The 22033-nt window shown below is 67.0% G+C and carries 15 protein-coding genes and 1 pseudogene; 12 read left to right on the top strand and 4 right to left on the bottom strand.

Features of this window, described 5'->3' with window-relative positions; genetic code table 11:
- The first annotated feature begins 210 nt into the window (after positions 1-210).
- From ACYCUK_RS18280 to ACYCUK_RS18260, 5 genes are all read left to right on the top strand, one after another.
- Positions 211-804 (top strand): YdeI/OmpD-associated family protein, encoded by a 594-nt coding sequence (locus ACYCUK_RS18280; protein ID WP_461596101.1) that lies wholly within the window; start codon positions 211-213, stop codon positions 802-804.
- A 105-nt stretch (positions 805-909) separates the two neighbouring features.
- Entirely contained in the window at positions 910-1623 is a 714-nt protein-coding gene (locus ACYCUK_RS18275) for a GIY-YIG nuclease family protein (RefSeq protein ID WP_461596100.1), read from the top strand.
- 482 nt (positions 1624-2105) lie between these two features.
- Positions 2106-2666: a phosphatase PAP2 family protein gene (locus tag ACYCUK_RS18270; RefSeq protein ID WP_461596099.1), complete on the top strand. Its 561-nt coding sequence runs from the start codon at positions 2106-2108 to the stop codon at positions 2664-2666.
- Positions 2667-3042: 376 nt separating this feature from the next.
- Positions 3043-3738 (top strand): helix-turn-helix domain-containing protein, encoded by a 696-nt coding sequence (locus ACYCUK_RS18265; protein ID WP_461596098.1) that lies wholly within the window; start codon positions 3043-3045, stop codon positions 3736-3738.
- Between the two features lie 204 nt (positions 3739-3942).
- On the top strand, positions 3943-5169 hold the full coding sequence (locus ACYCUK_RS18260) for a DNA polymerase Y family protein (RefSeq protein ID WP_461596097.1): 1227 nt from the start codon (positions 3943-3945) through the stop codon (positions 5167-5169).
- Between the two features lie 239 nt (positions 5170-5408).
- Here ACYCUK_RS18260 and ACYCUK_RS18255 read toward each other — a convergent pair.
- The 4 genes and pseudogenes from ACYCUK_RS18255 to ACYCUK_RS18240 all read right to left on the bottom strand — a co-directional run.
- Positions 5409-6230: pseudogene (locus tag ACYCUK_RS18255) on the bottom strand (sterol desaturase family protein); the annotation flags it as partial.
- An 18-nt stretch (positions 6231-6248) separates the two neighbouring features.
- On the bottom strand, positions 6249-6401 hold the full coding sequence (locus ACYCUK_RS18250; protein WP_461596096.1) for a hypothetical protein: 153 nt from the start codon (positions 6399-6401) through the stop codon (positions 6249-6251).
- A gap of 385 nt (positions 6402-6786) precedes the next feature.
- Complete coding sequence (locus tag ACYCUK_RS18245; RefSeq protein ID WP_461596095.1) at positions 6787-7215, bottom strand: VOC family protein; 429 nt, start codon at positions 7213-7215, stop codon at positions 6787-6789.
- 76 nt (positions 7216-7291) lie between these two features.
- On the bottom strand, positions 7292-8698 hold the full coding sequence (locus tag ACYCUK_RS18240) for an FAD-binding oxidoreductase (protein WP_461596094.1): 1407 nt from the start codon (positions 8696-8698) through the stop codon (positions 7292-7294).
- A gap of 205 nt (positions 8699-8903) precedes the next feature.
- Here ACYCUK_RS18240 and ACYCUK_RS18235 point away from each other — a divergent pair, with 205 nt between their 5' ends.
- The 7 genes from ACYCUK_RS18235 (at position 8904) to ACYCUK_RS18205 (ending at position 21981) form a co-directional block, all read left to right on the top strand.
- Positions 8904-9515, top strand: coding sequence for a cob(I)yrinic acid a,c-diamide adenosyltransferase (locus tag ACYCUK_RS18235; RefSeq protein ID WP_461596093.1), 612 nt, complete (start codon positions 8904-8906; stop codon positions 9513-9515).
- Positions 9516-9760: 245 nt separating this feature from the next.
- A complete protein-coding gene (locus tag ACYCUK_RS18230; RefSeq protein ID WP_461596092.1) occupies positions 9761-11158 on the top strand; it encodes an efflux RND transporter periplasmic adaptor subunit in 1398 nt (465 codons plus the stop codon).
- A gap of 233 nt (positions 11159-11391) precedes the next feature.
- A complete protein-coding gene (locus tag ACYCUK_RS18225; RefSeq protein ID WP_461596102.1) occupies positions 11392-14787 on the top strand; it encodes an efflux RND transporter permease subunit in 3396 nt (1131 codons plus the stop codon).
- Complete coding sequence (locus ACYCUK_RS18220) at positions 14784-17951, top strand: efflux RND transporter permease subunit (RefSeq protein WP_461596091.1); 3168 nt, start codon at positions 14784-14786, stop codon at positions 17949-17951. Before ACYCUK_RS18225 ends, ACYCUK_RS18220 begins: the two co-directional genes overlap by 4 nt.
- Before the next feature lie 38 nt (positions 17952-17989).
- The gene (locus ACYCUK_RS18215; protein ID WP_461596090.1) at positions 17990-19420 is read left to right on the top strand and encodes an efflux transporter outer membrane subunit; all 1431 of its coding nucleotides are present in this window, start codon (positions 17990-17992) and stop codon (positions 19418-19420) included.
- 93 nt (positions 19421-19513) lie between these two features.
- Complete coding sequence (locus tag ACYCUK_RS18210; RefSeq protein ID WP_461596089.1) at positions 19514-20989, top strand: MFS transporter; 1476 nt, start codon at positions 19514-19516, stop codon at positions 20987-20989.
- Positions 20990-21078: 89 nt separating this feature from the next.
- Positions 21079-21981: a D-hexose-6-phosphate mutarotase gene (locus ACYCUK_RS18205; RefSeq protein ID WP_461596088.1), complete on the top strand. Its 903-nt coding sequence runs from the start codon at positions 21079-21081 to the stop codon at positions 21979-21981.
- Positions 21982-22033: the final 52 nt, after the last annotated feature.

The following is a 22033-nucleotide window of genomic DNA, read 5'->3' as shown; positions in this document are numbered from 1 at the left end:
ACCCGCGGGCATTGCGCACCATTGCTACATCGGTCTTCCGCGGCACCGCATTCCACCTTGCCACAACCGGAGCACGCTGTGTTTCTTCGGCGCGATTTGCGGCAACGGGCCGATTACTTCGCTAACCCTGCATTCGAGCGGGACGCGCCAAAAGCGGCGCGCCCCTCAATTTGAACGTTGGGCGTCTATCTACTTTAGGGGAAGTCGAGAATGAAGTCTCAATCCAAGCCTTCTACAGAGTTGCCGACTCATCACTTTGAGCGGCAACAGGACTGGTCTACTTGGCTAAATGAAAATCACACCACATCGCCCGGCGTGTGGTTGCAGCTCGCAAAAAAAAGTACGGATATACCGTCAGTTTCATACGAGGAAGCCATCAAAATTGCGCTTTGCTTCGGATGGATAGATGGACAAAAGCAAACCCACAGCGAGCAATTCTGGCTCCAGAAATTTACTCGGCGCTCGGACAAAAGCGTTTGGTCGAAAATCAATAAGGACAAGGCGCTCGCTCTAATTAAAACGGGGAAAATGAAACCAGCCGGACTCAAAGAGATTGAGCGTGCGAAGATAGACGGACGCTGGGATGCTGCGTATGACTCGGCCAGCAAGGCAACTGTACCAAGTGATTTTCAGTCCGCGCTGGACAGTAATACGCAAGCAAAAGACTTCTTTGAAACGCTCGACAGTCGGAATCGGTACGCTATTCTGTTCAGGATTCAAACCGCAAAAAAGGCTGAAATGCGCGCCAAGAAAATTTCACAGTTTGTGTTAATGTTGGAACGACACGAGAAGGTGCATCCGTGACCAATTCATGCAGTCCTGCTAGAAAAACGCCCAACCCTACGCTCAAGCGGGACTGCGCAAAAGCGCGCAGCCCCTTAGCTTTACGTTGGGCATTGTGAACACACGATGAGCAAAAATAATATTCTCGAAGAGATCAAGCGCACAGCAGAAGCTAACGGCGGAATTCCGCTTGGAAAGCAGAGATTTTTTCAGGAAACTGGTATCAAAGAATCAGATTGGTCTGGAAAGTTTTGGACAAGATGGAGTGATGCCGTTAAAGATGCAGGATATTCACCAAATAAAATGCAAGATGCATTTTCGGATGAGTCATCACTTGAGGCGTATGCTTCGCTTATAAAACAACTTGGTCATGTACCGACATCTCCGGAATTAAGGATGGAGGCAAGGAGTGATGTCGATTTCCCGAGCCATAATACTTTTTCTCGCTTTGGCTCTAAACAGCAGCTTCTCGATAAATTGCTTGCCTTCTGTCGGATTAACGAAAATTACAGCGATCTGGTTTTTGTTTTAGGCAAGCTGCCCAGAAAAGAACATTCACCCGACATACCAACAAAAATAGAACACGGCCACGTATACCTTCTTCATTTCGGTGGAGAGGAGTACAAGATTGGTTGCAGCAATAATGTGGAGAGACGATTCAGAGAGATAAAAACTCAAATGCCCTACGAAGGAAAAATAATCCACGCAATCGAGACTGGTGACCCAGAAGGCATTGAGGCCTACTGGCATCAGTACTTCAAGGACAAAAGACTAAAGGGCGAGTGGTTTAAGCTGTCGGCCAGTGACGTAAAGTATTTCAAGAAAAGAAAGTTGATGTGAAAAAGCCCAACCCGGCAGTCAAGCGGGACTGCGCAAAAGCGCGCAGCCCCTTTACGTTGGCCGGCATTTATGAGGACACACAAACTCCGCTAGATGTTGCTCGCCATTTTTGCGATGTTTTCAATTGCCGGTGCGATTTCGCTGCGCTCTACAAGCAAATCGAATGATTCCGTCCGTGGACCGAAATCCCCTTGCGAATTTCGGTCAACCTGGCGTGACTGTTTGGTGGTTTGCGCTTGGTGTGACCTGACCGCGCACGCGGGCTCTGCGCCTGCCCTTCATCGAGGGGGCGAACAAGCGGCCGCCCACCAACGCGCCATCGCCGCGGCTGGCCGGGCGGCGCCGCCGGCGCGTACGCGTTAGGCACGCGCCGGCCACATATCCTCCAGGCCGTTGATGCCCTTGCCGTGGAGAGCATGTTGGGATGTCGTACGGAGTGCTTTCCAGCGGCCGCGTCGATGGGTTGGGTTCAACTAGCATGGGTGCGCGCCAACATGAATGCTTATTTATTGCCTCCACGCTGGAACCGTCTCGACGACCTTGAACTGCCGGTCGTCAGGCGCTTCGCTGCGCTGGGGCGATGGCGCTGGGTGCGGTCCGGCGTCGGCATGGTCAACGTCTTGGCCGACGGTTGGATCTATCTCCCGATCACGGTGGCGGTCTACCTGCTGGCGCGTGGGAGTGCCTGGCAGATGATCGGCCAAGCGGTTTTGGCGACGCTGCTTGCGCATATCGTGCATGTCCTGCTGAAGCACGGACTGAAACGCCCGCGCCCCTTCGACCGCGACCCGGCGCTTGCGGCGCGAACGCGTGTACTCGGCCGCTATGCGTTTCCAAGTGGTCATTGCATGACGCTGACCTGCGTCGTTGTGCCGATCGTTCACAACGTGCCGTGGCTGTGGCCGCTGGCAACCTTGGGTGTCGCGCTGCTCGCGGTATGCCGGATCATCGCGGGCCACCACTATCCGACCGACGTGCTGGCCGGAATCTTCATCGGCCTGGGCGTTGCATGGCCGACGGTGGCGTTCGCGTTGATCAAATGAGTGCCGCGGGTATCGCGCGGGACGGGGGGCTGCGATTCGGCCACGCCAAAGTGAGACAGAACCAAGAAAGTGCGATGCGGCCGCCGGCCCGAAGGGCTGTAAGCCGTAGTGCCTGACATGGCGACGATGCGCGAATAGGACACCGTGCGCCGGCGGATTCGCCATGGTTCAGTCCGACGTCACGGTCCTTTCTGGATGGGCGACGATGGACATTACATTCAAGTTGTGCGATGTTCGTTCCCGTCCAGCCAGGGAGCCGCCGATGAAAATCATGCCAGCGCCCAGTCGTCGCAACGCGGCAGCGCATCCTTGCGAACAGTGCTTCCAGGGCCGGTTCTGTCTGCCCATCGCACTGCCTCAAGATGAATCGGCATGCATGCGCGACATCATGCAAGCCACGGTGCGCATGCACAAGGGCGAGGCGCTGTTCAAGGCGGGCCAGCCGGTCAACAAACTCTACTCGGTGCATGCGGGCTCGTTCAAGTCGGTGCTCAGCAGCCCCGACGGACGCCAACAGATCGTCGGCTTTCACGTCGCGGGAGAGTTGATGGGGCTGGAGAGCTTCGCGATGAAAACCTTCGCGACCGATGGCGTGGCGCTGGAAGACAGCGAGGCCTGCGAAATCGATGTCGGCATCCTGGAACGGCACGCCGCCTCATCGCCGGCCCTGCAGCACCAGATTCATTGCCTGATCGGCAACCGGCTGGCGAACGCCCAGCAAAACCAGTTCGCCCTGGGCAGCATGCATGCCGAGGAGCGGCTGGTGCGCTTCCTTCTCGATCTGTCCCAACGCCACAGGGCGCGCGGGCTCTCGCCCGATGCCTTCGTGTTGAGCATGACGCGGCAAGACATCGCCAGCTATCTGGGCTTGAAGCTGGAGACGGTCAGCAGGTTGATGACGCACCTGCATCGCGATGGGCTCCTGGAGGTGATGCAGCGCCAGGTCCGCATCACCAACCGCGACGGCCTCACCGCTCTGCTCACGCCGCCAGAGCATGAACGGATTGCAAGGCAGGCTCCACGGCGCCATTTGTCGGGCCTTGGGGCGCGAAATTCCACCGCGCATGGTTGATGCGGCCTCTCAAGGAAACGCAGGGCCGCCCCAAGTTTCCTTGACCCCCGCGGGGGTCGGGTCGGCGGGCCGACCCTGGGGGCGCTCAAAGGCAGGGCGCTCGCTAAAGGCTGTATATAAAAACAGTTAACATGGCCTCCCGGCTGCTCAACGCCACGCCCATGGCGGGCCGTGGCAGGTGCGCCGGGGTTTGGGGTGCTGGCCATGTTGCGTTGTCTGCTCATCGATTTCAATGCCTACTTCGCCTCGGTGGAGCAGCAGGCGCGGCCGGAGCTGCGCGGGCGGCCGGTGGGGGTGGTGCCGATGATGGCCGACACCACCTGCTGCATTGCCGCCAGCTACGAGGCCAAGGCCTTCGGCGTGAAGACTGGCACCCGGGTGGCCGAGGCGCGCAAGCTCTGCCCCGACATGGTGTTCGTCGAGGCGCGGCATGCGCTGTACGTGGAGTTCCACCACCGCGCCATCGCCGCGGTGGACCGGGTGGCGCCGGTGGAGTGGGTGCTGTCCATCGACGAGATGGCCTGCGGCCTGCCCATGGGTTGGAGCAGCCGCGAGCGCGCCACCGCGCTGGCGCTGCGCATCAAGGCCGGGCTGCGCGAGGCGCTGGGTGAATGCCTGCGCGTGTCGGTGGGCATTGCGCCCAATGTATTCCTGGCGAAGCAGGCATCGAACCTGCAAAAGCCCGACGGCCTGGTGGTGCTGGACGACACCGACCTGCCCGGCCCGCTGTTGCGCATGAAGCTCGACGACCTCACCGGCATCAACCGCGGCATGCTGGCGCGGCTGCATGCGCATGGGCTGACCACGGTGGCGCAGCTGTGGCGCGCGCGGCGCGAGCAACTCCACACCATCTGGGGCGGTGTCGGTGGCGACGACTTCCACGACCAGCTCCACGGCCTGCCGGTGCAACGCCTGGCCAGCCCGCGCCGCACCCTGGGCCACAGCCACGTGCTGCCACCCGAGCAGCGCAACCGCGACGACGCCTGCGCCGTGCTCGACCGCCTGACGCAAAAAGCCGCCATGCGCCTGCGCCGCGAAGGCCTGGTGGCCGGCGCCATGAGCGTGGGCCTGCGCTGCGCCGCCCGCGGCCAGGCATCGCAGCGTTGGGAACAGGCCGCACGCATGGCGCACACGCAGGACACCCAGACCCTGCTGCACACCCTGGCCGCGCTCTGGGCGGGTTTGCCGCCGCAGCTGCCGCCGCCGTTCAAGGTCGGCATGGTGCTGCACGACTTGCTGCCGCTGGCGCAAAGCAGCGCCGGCCTGTTCGATGACGACAGCCGCCGCAGCTGCCTGTGGCAGGCGGTGGATGCGCTGAACCTGCGCTACGGCAAGCACACCGTCTATTGCGGCAGCGCCCACCGCGCCCGCGACAGCGCGCCCATGCGCATCGCCTTCAACCGCATTCCCGACCCCGGCACCGAGGCGTGAGCCCTGTGGATGCCAGGGGCGCCATGGCATCGCCCTGACAGGCCTTCGACGGACATCCGCCAGCACCGCGAGCGAAACGTCCTGCCCAGCTCTCCGCTCCCAAGGAAACGAAGGGCCGTTCCCGAGTTTTCTTGACCCCCTCGGGGGGAGCCCGCTTGCGGGCTGCTGGGGGCGCTATGGAGGGGCTGAATGGTCGTGCCGATGCTGTTCGATTGTGGCAAAGGCGCAGACTCCTGATCCGCCAGCGCCCGGTCGGGTGGGCCGAACAGTTGCACCAGCCGCCGGCGCAGCCCGCGCGCGCGTGCAGCGTCGCGCAGCATGGCGATCCATTCGTGAAAGGTGAGGGTGATGGGGTTGTGGCTGCGGATCGGATGGACGATGCCGTAGACGCAGGGATGGGCCGGATCTTCCGGCGTGAAGCTGCCGAACAGCTTGTCCCACACGATGAACATGCCCGCGTAGTTGCGGTCGAGGTATTGCGGGTTGCGGGCGTGGTGCACGCGGTGGTGCGAAGGGGTGTTGAACACATGCTCCAGCCAGCCGAGCTTGCCCACCGCCTCGGTGTGAACGAAGAACTGGAAGGCCAGATTGATGGCGACCACGGTGACGATGTGCGCAGGGGCGAAGCCGATCCACGCCAGCGGCAGCCAGAACAGCCACATGCCCGAGATGGGGTAGGTGAGGCTCTGGCGGAACGCGGTGGAGAGGTTGAGCCGTTCCGACGAATGGTGGGTGACATGCGAGGCCCACAGCCAGCGCACGCGGTGGCTGGCGCGGTGAAACCAGTAGTAGAAAAAGTCCTGGGCGGCGACGAGCAAAACCACACTCCACCAGGTGGCGGGAATGTTGAACAGACGATGCCGCCAGAGCCCGACGAACAGGCCGAAGGTGAGCAGCCAGGCCACCGCGTCCGAGGCCTGGTGCATCAGCGCCAGGGCGGCGTTGGAGGTGGTGTCCGCCCAGGTGTAGTTGCTGCGGCCCATGCGCCTGAAATGCCAGGCTTCCCAGGCGATGAAGCCGAGGAAGACCGGACCGAGCAAGAGCAGGATGGGGTTGTCCATGCGGTGTTGAGTTTGGCTCTAAACCGGCGTGGTGGCGAGACTTGCGGCGCATGCGCGCGCCATCGCATCCAGGCAGCGCTGCATGGCGGGCTGCATGCAGCAGCGCAGCAGCAAGGCAACGAAGGGCTGCGACAGCGCCGCGCGCGGGGCGAAGGCGTAGCGCCATTCCACCGCGCAGCCGCGCGGCGGTATCGGTGGCGTCGGCGAAGGTCCAGCGGGCAACGCCTTGGCGCACCAGCCAGGAAAAGGGCGGGCGAAAGCCGCTCAGGGTGTAGGCATGCAGGTGAGGGCGCTGCAGGGCGGTGACGCGCTCGGTGAGCACCGAGCCGTCGCTGTTGGCAACGCGCCGCTCGCACCCCAGGGCCAGTGGCGACAGCAGGGTGATGGAGCGGATGGACGGAATCAGCCCGTAGCCGCGAAACAGGGGCGGAAAACGCACCGGGTCGGCCGAGAGATCGAACGCGGCGTCGGCGCTGCAGGGCAGGGTGGCTTGGGCCGTGCAGGACAGGTACATGGGGACATCGGGTGGTGTCGAAGCGGGCCGGCCCTGGCGTGCTTACGCCCCAAGCCCTGACGCGCTCGGCGCCGCGCGGCACACGGCGGCGAGCTTGTTGCCGTCGGGGTCGCGCACGTAGGCGGCGTAGAAGTCGGGGCCGTAATGCGGGCGCAGGCCGGGCGCGCCTTCGTTCGTGCCGCCTTGGGCGAGGGCTGCGGCGTGAAAGGCATCCACCTGCGCACGCGTGCGCGCGGCCAGCGCCACCATGGTGCCGTTGCCGGCGCTCGCGGGCTGGCCGTTGAAGGGCTGGCACAGCCACAACGCCAGTTCCTGCCGCCCGTCGTCGAGATAGGTGCCCCAACCGGCTTCGTCATCGGACGCATCGTCCCCCGTGTCACAACGCGCATGACCGAGCGCAGCCATCACCGGGTCGTAGAAGCGCACGGCCCGGGCCAGATCGTTGGTGCCGAGCATGAGGTAGGTGAACATGGAGTGCAATCAGTTGGATTTCACCGCGCCGCTTGAAGCGTACTTCGGCCTGACTAGGGTTGTTCGTGGTGGTTGCTCACGCAAAAATCTTCCCCGGATTCAAGATGCCTCTCGGGTCGAGGGCCTGCTTGATGGCGCGCATCACGTCCAGCGCGTCGTCGCCCGCTTCTTCGCGCAGGAACTCCTGTTTGTGCAGGCCGATGCCGTGTTCGCCGCTGCAGGTGCCGCCGAGTTTCAGCGCCCGGCGCACCAACTGCGCATTGAGGCGTTCGGCCAATTCGCGTTCTTCGGGTTTGGCCGGGTCGAGCAGGTAGCCGATGTGGTAGTTGCCGTCGCCCACATGGCCGACGACGAAGTAGGGCAGGCCAGCTGCTTCGGCCTCGGCGATGGTGGCGTTGATGCTCTCGGCCAGGCGCGAGATGGGCACGCAGGTGTCGGTGGTGACGCAGCGGCAGCCGGGCTTGGTTTGCAACGCAGAGAAGTAGGCGTGGTGCCGCGCCTTCCACAAGCGGGTGCGTTCTTCCGGCGTGTCGGCCCAGGCGAAGTCGGAGCCGCCATAATCCGCGGCGATGCCCTGCACGCTCTCGGCCTGCTCGCGCACGCCTGCGGGCGAGCCGTGGAATTCCATCAGCAGCAAGGGTTGCTCGGGCAGGCCGAGGTGGTCGTGGGCGTTGACGGCGCGCACCGCGCCGGGGTCCATCAGCTCGACGCGGGCGATGGGGATGCCGGCCTGGATGATGGCGATGGTGCAGTCCACCGCCTGCGCCACGTCGGGGAAGGAGCACACGGCGGCGGCCACGGCCTCGGGCTGGGGATACAGCCGCAGCGTGACCTCGGTGACGATGCCCAGCGTGCCCTCGCTGCCGACGAACAGGCGCGTGAGGTCGTAGCCCGCGCTGCTCTTGCGCGCCAGCGTGCCGGTGCGCACCACGCGGCCATCGGCCAGCACCACGGTGAGCGCCAGCACGTTCTCGCGCATGGTGCCGTAGCGCACGGCGTTGGTGCCCGAGGCGCGCGTGGCGGTCATGCCGCCCAGGGTCGCGTCGGCGCCGGGGTCGATGGGGAAGAACAGCCCGGTGTGGCGCAACTCCTCGTTCAACTGCATGCGCGTCACCCCGGCCTGCGCCTTGACCAGCATGTCGGCGGCGGCGACATCGAGCACGCGGTTCATGCGGGCGAGGTCGAGGCTGATGCCGCCCTGCACCGCGAGCAACTGGCCTTCGAGCGAGGAGCCCGCGCCGAAGGCGATGACCGGCACGTCGTGCGCGGCGGCGAGCTTCACCGCGTCGGCCACGTCGGCGGTGCTTTCGCAGAACACCACGGCGGAAGGCGGCGGCACGTCGAAGGGCGACTCGTCGCGCCCATGCTGCTCGCGCACGGCCAGCGCGGTGGAGAGCTGCGCACCGAAACGCATGGCCAGGGCGTCGAGCAGGGCGGGTGGGGTGGGACGGGTGAGCGTTTGGGGCGCAGCCGGTGCGTTCATCATGGTCTCCTTCGAGGCAGTCTGATTGTCGAGGGCAACGCCGAACGGGTTCCTCGCGCCGCACGCATCCGTGTCTGCCTGGTTTGGACGCCCTGCATGGCATCCCAAACCCGAGGCCCGCGTGCCCGCGACGACGCATTCAACGTCACCTTGGACAAGAATACGCTGTTGCCGTCAGCGGCGCCGACTTGAAAGGGAAGCAACCATGGGACACCGCCTCACCGCCATCACCACCCGCACCGGCGACGCCGGCACCACCGGCCTGGGCGACGGCAGCCGACGCTCCAAGGCCGACGACCGCATCCACGCCCTGGGCGAGGTGGATGAACTGAACTCCCACATCGGCCTGCTGCTCACCGAGCCGATGGACGACGCGATTCGCGAACTGCTGCTGCAGGTGCAGCACGACCTGTTCGACCTCGGCGGCGAACTCGCGGTGCCGGGCATGACCCTGGTGCAGGACGCCCATGTGCAGCGCCTGGACGCGGCGCTGGCGCACTACAACCCGCTGCTGCCGCCGCTGAAGGAATTCATCCTGCCCGGCGGCGCGCGCGCCGCCAGCCTCGCCCATGTGTGCCGCACCGTGGCGCGGCGCGCCGAGCGGGCGGTGGTGGCGGTGATGCGCGCTGTCCCGCAGCAGGCTGGCGCTGCCACAGCCTCGCCCACGCCAGCGGCGCTTGCCGACCTCGCCCGCCCCTTGCAATACCTCAACCGCTTGTCGGACCTGTTGTTCGTGCTGGCGCGCACCCTCAACCGCGCCGGAGCCGAAGGCAGCACCGAGGTGTACTGGAAACACGAACGCAAGGCCAGGCCCTAGAACTGCTCCGGCTCTTGCCGCATGGCGTGGCCACTTGGCTGGTGGTTTCCTGCCAGCAAAACTTCAACACAAACGCCTCACGCGGCGTTCATGCGGCTCGGGCATGATGCGGCCTGTTCAATGTGGTCTGCACATACCCCCAGGAGGCCTGCGGGCCGGGAACGATTGGACAATGCGCCAACCGCGCTGCGGTCAGCCGGCCACCATGCCTTGCTTGTGTCTCGCCTTTCATCCGAACCCTGCCCATGACCCCATCCGGCCCGCGCCCCGATCCTGCTCCGACCTCCGTTGCCCGGCCGGCCGGGCGTCGCTGGCCCTGGTTGCTGCCGTTGGCCATCCTGGCGGCAGGGGCCTTGCTGTGGTGGCGCGTGGGCGATGTGAGCAACACCCAGAAAGGTCCGCCCGGCATGTCCGGCAAGCAGCCACCGCAGCCGGTGACGGCGGCCGTCGCCCGCGCGCAGCCGTTGCCGGTGTGGCTCAGCGCCTTGGGCACGGTGACGCCGCGCAGCCTGGTGAACGTCATGCCGCGCGTGGCGGGCCTGCTGCAAAGCGTGGATTACAAGCAGGGGCAGATGGTCAGGGCCGGGCAGTTGCTGGCGCAGATCGACCCGCGTCCGTTCCAGATCGCGGTGGAGCAGGCGCAAGCCCAGGTCGAGCAGACCCGGGCGCAGCTGAGCGGGGCGCAGAGCGACCTGGTGCGCTATGAAACCCTGCTCAAGCAGGACTCGATTTCCGCGCAGCAGGTGTCGGACCAGCGCGCCACCGTGGCGCAGTACAAGGCCACGCTCGACGCCAACAAGGCCGCGCTCGACAACGCCAAACTGCAACTCAGCTGGACCCGCATCACCGCCCCGGTGGCCGGCCTGGCCGGCCTGCGGCCGGTGGATGCGGGCAATATGGTGACCACCTCGGGCGCGGTGGGCGCGGGCAACGGTTCCAGCAGCACCACAGGCGGCAGCGTGACGCCGATCGCCACCATCGCCCAGGTGCAGCCGGTGGACGTGACCTTCGCCTTGCCGCAGCAGCAGATCGGCGAGGTGGTCGGGCAGTTGCTGGGCGCCCCGGCAAATCCGCAAGCGGATTTTGTCCCCCAAGGGGGAGGCACACGCCTGGGGCGGCCCGGCACGGCTCGCATGCCCGGCAAGCAGCTCGAAGCCCAGGCCTGGGACGCGCGCAACACCCAGCTGCTGGCCAGCGGCAAGCTGGTGGCGGCCGACAACCAGATCAACACCGCGACCGGCACGCTCAACCTGCGCGCCGAGTTCGACAACAAGAACCTGGCGCTGTTTCCCAACCAGTTCGTCAACGTTCGTCTGCTGGTGCGCACCATTCCCGATGCGGTGGTGGTGCCGAACACGGCCGTGGCCGTGGGGGCGCCGGGCACCTATGTGTATGTGATCGGCGCTGGCGACAAGGTGATGTTGCGCAAGGTGACGACGGGGGCGACCGACGGTGACCTGACGCAAATCGTCTCCGGCCTGAAGCCCGGTGAGCGGGTCGTGACCGATGGCCTGGACCGCCTGCGCGACGGCCGTGAAGTGAAGGTGGTGCAGGCGCGCACTGCGGAGGCTTCGCCAACGTCGCCAAAGGGAAAGACAAAGCCGGGCGAGCATGCCAAGGCTGCGGCCAGCGGAGCGCGCTGAGCATGAGCGTGCAGCAGAGCAACGACTCCCCACCCCAGCCCTCCCCGCAAGCAGGGAGGGAGCCAACCCATCCCACGCAGAATGGGGAAAGTGACGATGGGCATCCGGAGTCTTCGCGCGGCGCAGCGCTCACCTCCCCCACGGGTGGGGGAGGCCGGGAGGGGGAGTCTGGCGCCGACCGCCCCAGTCCGTCGCGGCTGTTCATCCTGCGGCCCATCGCCACCACGCTGCTGATGATTGCGGTGCTGGTGGCCGGTTTCGTCGGCTACAAGCTGCTGCCGCAGGCGGCGCTGCCGGAGGTGGACTACCCCACCATCCAGGTCACCACCCTCTACCCCGGGGCCAGCCCGAATGTGATGACATCCTCCGTCACCGCGCCGCTGGAGCAGCAGTTCGGGCAGATGCCGGGGCTGGCGCAAATGTGGTCGGTGAGCTCCGGCGGGGCGTCGGTCGTCACCCTGCGTTTCGATTTGTCGCTGTCGCTCGACGTGGCCGAGCAGGAGGTGCAGGCGGCGATCAACGCCGCCGGCAGCCTGCTGCCCACCGACCTGCCGCAGCCGCCCATCTATGCCAAGGTCAACCCGGCGGACGCGCCCGTCATCACCCTGGGGCTAACCTCGGACTCGCTGCCCCTCACCACGCTCTACGACCTGGCCGACACGCGCTTGAGCCAGAAGCTCTCGCAGGTCTCGGGCGTGGGCCTGGTCACGCTGTCCGGCGGCCACAAGCCTGCCGTGCGCGTCACGGTCAACGCGCAGGCCCTGGCGGCGCTGGGCTTGAGCCTGGACAGCATTCGCACCGCCATCACCGGGGCCAACGTCAACAGCCCCAAGGGCAGCATCAGCGGAAGCCAGCGATCCTTCACCATCGACGCCAATGACCAGTTGCAGTCGCCCGAGCAATACCGGCAGATGATCATCGCCTACAACAACGGCGCGCCGGTGCGCCTGGGCGATGTCGCCACCATCGACACCGGCCCCGAGAACGCCTGGCAGGCGGCCCTGGTCAATGGCAAACCGGGCATCGTCATCAACGTGCAGCGCCAGCCTGGCGCCAACGTCATTGCCGTGGTCGACAGCATTCAGAAGCTGCTGCCCAGCCTGCAGCAGCAACTGCCCGCCGCGGCGCGGCTCTCGGTGCTGTCGGACCGCACCGTCACCATTCGCGCCGCCATCAGCGACGTCAAGTTCGAGCTCCTGCTCGCCGTGGCCCTGGTGGTGCTGGTCATCTTCGTCTTCTTGCGCAGCGCGCGCGCCACCTTCATTCCCGCCACGGCCGTGCCGCTGGCGCTGGTGGGAACCTTCGGCGCGATGTATCTGTTCGGCTTTTCCATCAACACCCTCACGCTCATGGCGCTGACGATTGCCACCGGCTTCGTGGTGGACGACGCCATCGTCATGATCGAGAACATCTCCCGCTACATCGAGGCCGGCGAGCCGCCGCTGCAAGCGGCGCTCAAGGGCGCGGCGCAGATCGGCTTCACCATCATCTCGCTCACCTTCTCGCTCATCGCCGTGCTCATCCCGCTGCTGTTCATGGGCGATGTGGTGGGGCGGCTGTTCCGCGAATTCGCCATCACCCTGGCGGTGGCCATCGTCATTTCGGCGGCGGTGTCGCTCACCTTCACCCCCATGCTGTCGGCGCGGCTGCTGCGCCATGTGCCCGAGCACAAACAGAGCCGCCTGTTCCGCGCCACCGGCCATGCCTTCGAGCGCCTGACCGAGGGCTACACCCGGGCGCTCGGCTGGGTGTTGCGCCACCAGCCGCTGGTGCTGCTGGCGGCGCTGGGGACGCTGGTGCTCACGGTGTTCCTCTACATCGCCATTCCCAAAGGCTTCTTTCCGGTGCAGGACACCGGCCTGATTCAGGCCACCACCGTGGCGCCGCAGGACGTGTCGTTCGCCGCGATGAGCCAGCGGCAACAGACCCTGGTCGACGCGCTGCTGCAAGACCCGGCGGTGGCCAGTGTGTCTTCGGTGGTCGGCATCGACGGCACCAACACGACGATGAACACCGGGCGCCTGCTCATCAGCCTCAAGCCCTTGAGCGCGCGCGTGCTGCGGGTGCAGCCGCTCATTTCCCGGCTCGAAGCACGCGCCGCGAAGGTCGAAGGCATCCCCCTCCCGACCTCCCCCACAGGTGGGGGAGGCGAAGTGACTCCCTCCCCACAAGTGGGGAGGGTTGGGGTGGGGATCCGCGCCTTCCTGCAACCGGTGCAGGACCTGACCATCGACGACATCGCCAGCCGCTATCCCTACCAGTTCAGCATCTCGGCCACCAGCCAGGCCGAGCTTTCCAGCGCCAACGCCGCGCTGATGGCCAAGCTCAAGACCCTGCCGCAGCTCGCCGGCGTCACCAGCGACCTGCAGGACCAGGGCCTGCAGGCCTATGTGGACGTGGACCGCAGCGCCGCCTCGCGTCTGGGCATCACCATGAGCGCGGTGGATAGCGCGCTCTACAGCGCCTTCGGCCAGCGCCTGGTGTCCACCATCTTCACCCAGTCGGCGCAGTACCGCGTGGTGCTGGGGGTCAGCACGACCGGCGGTGGGGCGCAGAATCCCCACGCTTCAACGGCATCGCCTTCGCTGCTGTCCGAGGGGGTGCCTGCCGCCTTGGGGCGGCCCGGCGGTGGCGGGGGGCTGGCGGCGTTCGACAACATCTACCTCGCCAGCAGCAGCGGACGGCCGGTGCCGCTGTCGGCCATCGCCCATGTCGAGCAACGCGCCACGCCGCTGGCGGTGGATCATCTCGGCCAGTTCCCGGCGGCGCTCATCTCCTTCCAGCTCGCCCCTGGCGCCTCGCTCGGCGCGGCGGTCGATGCCATTCAGCAGGTGGCCGCGGACGCCGCGCTGCCGCCTTCGGTGGTCATCGCCTTCCAGGGCGCGGCCAGCGCCTTCCAGGCGGCGCTCTCCAACCAGCTCTGGCTGCTGCTGGCGGCGGTGGCCACCATGTACATCGTGCTGGGCGTGCTGTACGAGAGCTACATCCACCCCATCACCATTTTGTCCACGCTGCCATCGGCCGGCATCGGCGCCTTGCTGGCGCTGATGGGCACGGGGCACAACCTCACCGTCATCGCCATCATCGGCATCGTCCTGCTCATCGGCATCGTGCAGAAGAACGCCATCCTGATGGTGGACTTCGCCCTCGACGCCCAGCGCCACCAGGGGCTTGCGCCCGAGGCCGCCATGCTGCAGGCCGCGCGCCTGCGCTTGCGCCCGATTTTGATGACGACGTTCGCCGCGCTGTTCGGCGCCGTGCCGCTGGTGGTCGGCGGCGGCATGGGCGCCGAGCTGCGCCAGCCGCTGGGCATCACCATGGTGGGCGGATTGCTGCTGTCGCAGCTGCTCACGCTGTTCACCACGCCCGTCATTTATCTCGCCTTCGACCGCCTGGCCACGCGCGCCGCGGCATGGCGCACGCGCACCTTCGGTTCCGGTCCGGGGGGCGGGCGGAACCTCCCCCTCCCGGCCTCCCCCACCAGTGGGGGAGGTGAGAGCGGCGCTGCGCGATCTTCAGGGACGCCCCTCCCGGCCTCACCCACAGGTGGGGGAGGTGGGGGAGGCGCCGCGCGATCTTCAGGCGTGCCCCCGCCGACATCCTCCACGGGCGGGGAGGGGAAGCCGTGAATCTTTCCGCCCCCTTCATTCGCCGCCCGGTGGGCACCACGTTGCTGGCGCTGGCGGTGCTGCTGGCGGGCGTCATGGCCTTTCGCCTGCTGCCGGTGGCGCCGCTGCCGCAGGTGGATTTTCCGACCATCACGGTGCAGGCCAATATGGCCGGCGCCAGCCCGGCGGTGATGGCCGCCACGGTGGCCACGCCGCTGGAGCGCAGCCTGGGGACGATTGCCGGCATTTCGCAAATGACCTCCAGCAGCACGCAGGGGTCCAGCCGCATCATTCTTCAGTTCGACCTGAGCAAGGACATCAACAGCGCCGCGCGCCAGGTGCAGGCCGCCATCAACGCCGCGCGGCCGCTGCTGCCCACGGGGCTCACCGGCAACCCGACCTACCGCAAGGTGAACCCGGCGGATGCGCCGATCATGATCCTCGCGCTCACCTCCAAGAGCCTGACGCGCGGGCAGATGTACGACGCCGCCTCCACCATCCTGGCGCAGAAGATCTCGCAGGTCGCCGGCATCGGCTCGGTCACCGTGGGCGGCTCCGCGCTGCCGGCGGTGCGGGTGGAACTGGACCTGCCGCGCATCAACGGCATGGGCCTGGGGCTGGAGCAGATTCGCCAGGCCATCGCCAGCGCCAATGTGGACACGCCGAAAGGCGCGGTGGACAGCGCGGACCGCCGCTGGCAGGTGGGCGCCAACGACCAGATGACCACGCCGGCGCAGTACCGGCGCATCGTCGTGGGCTACAAGAACGGCGCGCCCATCCGGCTGGATGAAGTGGCGCAGGTCCGGGAAGGGCTGCAGAACGACCAGCACATGGGCCTGGCGAACGGCGAGCCGGCGGTGCTGCTCATCATTTTTCGCCAGCCCGGGGCCAACATCATCAGCGCCGTGGAAGGCGTGAAGGCGGCGCTGCCGCAGCTCGAAGCCTCCATTCCGGCAGGCATCGACGTGCGCATCATGTCCGACCGCACCTCCACCATCCGCGCCTCGCTGCAGGAGGTGGAGAACACCCTGCTGCTCGCCGTCATGCTGGTCATCGGCGTGGTCTGGCTGTTCCTGCGCGACTGGCGCGCCACCCTCATTCCGGCACTGGCCGTGCCGCTGTCGCTGGTGGGCACCTTCGCCGCCATGTGGCTGCTGGGCTACAGCCTCGACAACCTGTCGCTGATGGCGCTGATCGTCGCCACCGGCTTCGTCGTGGACGACGCCATCGTCGTGCTCGAAAACATCATGCGCCATGTGGAGGCCGGCATGGCGCCGCTGGACGCGGCGCTCAAGGGTGCGCGCGAAGTGGGCTTCACCGTGCTGTCCATGAGCCTGTCGCTGGTGGCCGTGTTCCTGCCGGTGCTGTTCATGGGCGGCATCGTCGGCCGGCTGTTCCACGAGTTCGCCGTCACGCTGTCGGTGGCCATCGGCATTTCGCTGCTGGTCTCCCTCACCGTCACGCCCATGCTCGCGTCGCGCTGGCTGCGCGCGAAACCCCTCCCCACCCCAACCCTCCCCACCAGTGGGGAGGGAGTGACTTCATCTCCCCCACCCGCGGGGGAGGCCGGAAGGGGGAGTGTTGCCCGCGCGTCGCGTCTGGAGCGCGTGTGGAACGCCATGCACGACGGCTACGCCCGCAGCCTGCGCGGGGCGCTGGCGCATCCCACGCTCATGCTGCTGCTGTTCTTCGCCACCATCGGTCTGAGCGTGTATCTCTACGCCATCGTCCCCAAGGGTTTTTTCCCGACGCAGGACACCGGCTTGTTGGTCGGTTCGGTGCAGGCCGATCAGTCCATTTCCTTTCAGGACATGAGCAAGAAGCTGGAGCAGATCGTCGCCATCGTGCGCAAGAACGATGGCGTGCAGAACGTGCTGGCGTTCACCGGCGGGAGCACCGCCAACAGCGGCTTCATGTTCATGCAGCTCAAGCCGCTGGACCAGCGCCGGGGGGTGCAGACCATCATCGCGCAATTGCGCAAGGCGCTCTCGAGCGTGCCGGGGGCGCAGACCTTCATGTTTCCGGTGCAGGACATTCGCGCCGGCGGCCGGCCCTCGGCGGCGCTGTACGAGTACACCCTGCAGGCCTCCGACCTGGACACCCTGCGCACCTGGGAGCCCAAGGTGCTGGCGGCGTTCAAGCGCGTTCCCGGCATGAACGATGTCAACACCGACCAGCAGGCCAGCGGCCTGCAGCTCTCCCTGGTGCTCGACCGCGCGGCCGCGGCGCGCTACGGCATTTCCATCGCCACCATCGACCAGACCCTGAACGACGCCTTCGGCCAGCGCCTGGTCTCCACCATCTACGCCCCGCTCAACCAGTACCGCGTGGTGATGGAGGCGGCGCAGCAGTACCAGCAAAGCGCCTCGGCGCTGCAAGACCTTTTCCTGGTGGGCAGCCAGGGCCAGCGCGTGCCGCTCGCGGCCCTGGCGCACTACGAGCTGACGAACACTCCGCTGGCGGTGAACCACCAGGGGCTGTTCGTCTCGGCCACCATTTCCTTCAATCTCGACAAGGGCATTTCACTCGGGCAGATGCAGGGCAAGATCGACCAGGCCATGGCCGAGATCGGCCTGCCGTCCGAGGTTCACGGCGGGTTCCAGGGCACCGCCAAGCTGTTCTCCGACACGCTGAAAAACCAGCCGCTGTTCATCATGGCGGCCATCTTCGCCATCTACATCGTGCTCGGCATCCTGTACGAAAGCACGCTGCACCCGCTCACCATTCTCTCCACCCTGCCCCCCGCGGGCGTGGGCGCGGTGCTGGCGCTTTTGATCACCCACACCGAGTTTTCCATCATCGCCCTGATCGGCGTGTTCCTGCTCATCGGCATCGTCAAAAAGAACGCCATCCTGATGGTGGACTTCGCCCTGCAGGCCGAGCGCGAGCATGGCGCCGGACCGCGCGACGCCATCTTCCAGGCTGCCACCCTGCGCCTGCGCCCCATCCTCATGACCACGCTGGCGGCGCTGTTCACCGCGCTGCCGCTGGCCTTCATCAGCGGCAACGGCGCCGAGCTGCGCCAGCCGCTGGGCATCTCCATCGCCGGCGGGCTCATCGTCAGCCAGGCGCTGACGCTCTACACCACCCCGGTCATCTACCTCGAACTCGACCGCCTGCGGCAATGGACCCTGCGCAAATTCGGCCGCCGCAGCAATCCGGTTCCGCTCGACACTCCGGCCTGAACACCATGACCCCAAACCCATCGCCTCGAATCTTGATCATGGCTTCGCTGGCACTGCTGCTCGGCGCTTGCGCCGCGCAGCCACCCGAGCCGCCGCTCAAGGTGGCGCTGCCGCTCGACTATGCCCATGCCGGCCAGGGCTGGACGCCGCTGCAAAACGCCGCCGCAATGCCCGCCGGGCCCTGGTGGAGCGTGTTCGACGACCCGGTGCTGAGCGGTCTGGAAGGCCGGGTGGCGCAACACAACCAGACTCTGGCCGCGCAACTCGCCGCCTACGAGCAGGCCGAGGCGGCCATTGCCCAGGCCCAGGCGGCGTACTACCCGACGCTGTTGGCGGGCGCTTCGGCGACGCGTTCCAAATCAGCCTCGGCCAGCACCAGCGTGGCGCAGCCAGGGCGCATTTTCAACAGCGTCAGCACCTCGGTCAGCGCCAGCTGGGCGCCCGACCTGTGGGGCAAGGTACGCCTGCAGGTGCAGGCTGGCGAGGCCAGCGCCGCGGCCAGCGCCGCCACCCTGCGATTCACCCAGCTCAGCCTGCAAGGCACGCTGGCGCAGAGCTATTTGCAACTGCGCACGGTGGATGCGCAAGTGCGCCTGGCGCAAGACACGGTGGCGGCCTACGCGCGTGCCTTGCAACTCACCGAGAACCGCTACAAGGCCGGGGTCGATACCGCCGCCGGCGTGGCCCAGGCCCGCACCCAGTTGCTGCAGGCACAGACCAGCGCCACCGATCTGGGCGTGACCCGGGCGCAGTTGCAAAACGCCATTGCCGTGCTGGTGGGCCAGGCCCCCGGCGATTTCACACTGCCGGCGGTGAACGCACTGCCCGCGGTGCCCGCCATACCGCCCGGCATTCCCGTGCAGTTGCTGCAGCGCCGGCCCGACCTGGCCGCCGCCGCCGCGCAGGTGCAGGCGGCCAATGCGCAGATCGGCGTGGCGCAAACCGCCTGGCTGCCCAACCTCACGCTGTCGGCGCAGGGTGGGAGCCAGGCCACGCGCATTGCCGAGTTGTTCACCGCGCCTTCGCTGTTCTGGTCCATCGGCCCCAGCCTCGCCGCCACCTTGTTCGACGGCGGTCTGCGCCGCGCCCAGGTCGAGTCCAGCAAGGCCGCCTACCGCCAGACCGTGGCCAACTACCGGCAAGACGTGCTCACCGCCCTGCAGCAGGTGCAGGACAACCTCGCCGCCCAGTCCATCCTGGCGCAAGAGGCGCAGCAGCAGGCCGCCGTGGTGCAGGCCGCCGAGGTGTCGTTGCGCCTGGCCGAAAACCAGTACAAGGCCGGCATCGCGCCCTACCTCAACGTCATCACCGCGCAGACCACCGCCACCAGCGCCCGCAACGCTGAACTCACCCTGCTGAACCGCCGCTACGCCGCCAGCGTGGCGCTGATCCAGGCACTGGGCGGCGGCTGGGGCGAGACGGGCCAAACCGCCATCGGCCCGCTGCCGGCTTCCGCTGCGGGGGATTGAGCGCAGGGCAGGGCGCCAACCGCCAAAGGGTACAGTCAGATTCCTTGGTGATCCCGCGTCGTTCCGCGCCCGGCCAACCTAAACTGATTCGGCATGGAACTCCCCGAGCCATCCCCTCCAGCGGCTGCCGCCGCGCCGCCAGCCGCAGCCCATGCGGCCGACGGTCCGGTTCTCTTCGGCCGCTTCGTGCAGTTGTTCACCGCGGTGATGCTGCCCATCTTTCTCGCGGCCATCGACCAGACCCTGCTGGCCACCGCCACGCCGGCCATCGCCCGCGACCTCGGCGACCTGCGCGACAGCGCCTGGATCGCCGTGGGCTATCTGCTCGCCTCCACCATCATGGCGCCGCTGTACGGACGGCTCGGCGACCGCTACGGACGGCGCGACGCGCTGGTCGCGGCGCTCGGCCTGTTCGCCCTCGGCTCGGCCGCCTGCGCTGCAGCCCAAGGCATGTGGTGGCTGATCGCCGCGCGCATGCTGCAAGGGCTGGGCGGCGGCGGCTTGATGGTGATGAGCCAGGCCCTCATCGGCGAGGTCGTGCCGCCGCGCCAGCGTCCGCGCTTCCAGGCCTATTTCGGCGTGGTGTTCGTGCTCGCCAGCGTCACCGGCCCGGTCATGGGCGGGCTGGTGGTCAGCAGCTTCAGCTGGCGCTGGCTGTTCATCGTCAACCTGCCGCTGGCGGCGATTGCCGCGTGGCGCGTGCTGCGCCTGTCCGAAAGCCTGCGCCATGCCGCCCAGGGCCAAAGCCACGACGTCCCCGGCGTGCTGCTGTTCGCCGCCATGGCCGGGCTGGCCCTGCTGTGGCTGACCCTGGCTGGCCACCGCTTCGCCTGGCTGTCCATCCCCAGCCTGGCCATGGCCGGCACGGCCCTGCTGCTGGGCGTGTTGCTGGCGCGGCGCGAGCGCGCCCAGGAGCATCCCTTCCTGCCGCTGGAGCTGCTGCGCCTGCCGGCGATTGCCTGGACCAGCCTCACCGTCACGCTGTTCGCCGCCAGCATGTTCGCGCTGGTGTTCTTCCTGCCGGTGTATCTGCAACTGGGCAACCACGGCGATGCCGCGCATGCCGGGCTGCTGCTGTTGCCACTCACCGGCGGGCTGGTGCTCGGTTCCAATCTCACCGGCCGCCTGGTGGCCAAAACCGGACGTCCCGACCAGCCGCCGCGCTATGGGCTGACGCTGGCGGCACTGGCGTTGATGCTGCTCGGGCTGCTGCCCGGCGGGAGCTGGACGGTGGGGCTGCTGGGCGTGCTCGCCGGCCTGGGCTTCGGCACCGTCATGCCCACGTCCCAGCTCGTCATCCAGACCGTGGCCGGGCGCACCCGGCTGGGCGCGGCTGCGGCCACCGTGTCGCTGGCCCGCTCCATCGGCGCCTCGGTCGGCACGGCCGTGTTCGGTGCACTCGTGTTCGGCCTGGCGTCCAGCGCCGAGTTGCAAGCCGCGTTGCACGGCGGCAGCGAGGCGGCCACGCTGCAAGTCACGCATGCCTTCCACCTCGCCTTCATCGCCGCCGGAGTGCTCACGCTCGTCGCCGCGTGGGCGTCCACCCGCGTGCCGCGCGTGGAGTTGTGACCTCGGGCACCAAGCCCGGAGATCGCCCTCCGTTTCCGGGCGAGTTCGGCTGGCAGAATGGCGCGGTCATCGACCTTCCGCCTAGGGCCATGCAAGACCTCTCCTCCCTCCGCGCCTTCGCCATCCCCGGCCAACTGAGCTTTCGCGCTGGCGCCGGTGGCCTGGTGTTCGCCGACATCGACAACCCCGGTGGCAGCGCGAGCATCGCCCTGCAGGGCGCGCATCTCACCAGCTTTCACCCCAAGGCCCAGCGCGAGCCGGTGGTGTGGCTGTCGGAGAAGGCGCGCTTTGCACCGGGCAAGTCCATACGCGGCGGCGTGCCGGTGTGCTGGCCCTGGTTCGGGGCGCACGCCAGCGAACCCACCTTCCCCGCCCACGGCTTTGCCCGCACCGTGCCTTGGGAGGTGGTGGACAGCGGCAGCGCCGATGGCGCCACCACCATCACCCTGCGCCTGGTGTTCAGCGACGCCACGCACGCGCTGTGGCCGCACGACACGCCGGTGGAGCTGCGCATCAGCGTGGCCGATGCGCTGGCCCTGGAACTCACCACCCTCAACGCCGGCGAAGCGCCCGTGCCGCTCGGCGAGGCGCTGCACAGCTATTTCCACGTTGGCGACATCGCCGAGGTCGAACTCCGAGGCCTCGACGGCTGTGCCTACCTCGACAAGACCGAAGCCTTCGCGCGCAAGCAGCAGAGCGGCCCGCTGCGCTTCGCCGCCGAGACCGATCGCGTGTACGTCGACACCCGGTCCACCTGCGTGATCGACGACGTCCGCCTGCGCCGCCGCATCCACGTCGCCAAGCAAGGCTCCGCCTCCACCGTGGTGTGGACGCCCTGGGCCGACAAGGCCGCGGCGATGGGCGACTACACCGCCGAGGGCTGGCGCAGCATGCTATGCGTGGAATCCGCCAACGCCGCCGACAACGCGCTCACCCTGCAGCCCGACGAGGCCCACGTCCTGGCGGTGCGCTACAGCGCCGAAGCCCTCTGAAGCGCATTCCACACGCACCGCTCACGCCCCCATGACCCGACTGCTCGCCGAC

This window comes from Thiomonas sp., assembly GCF_054608695.1.
Note: the sequence above shows the minus strand (reverse complement) of the source record. Positions and strands in the feature narration are given on the sequence as shown.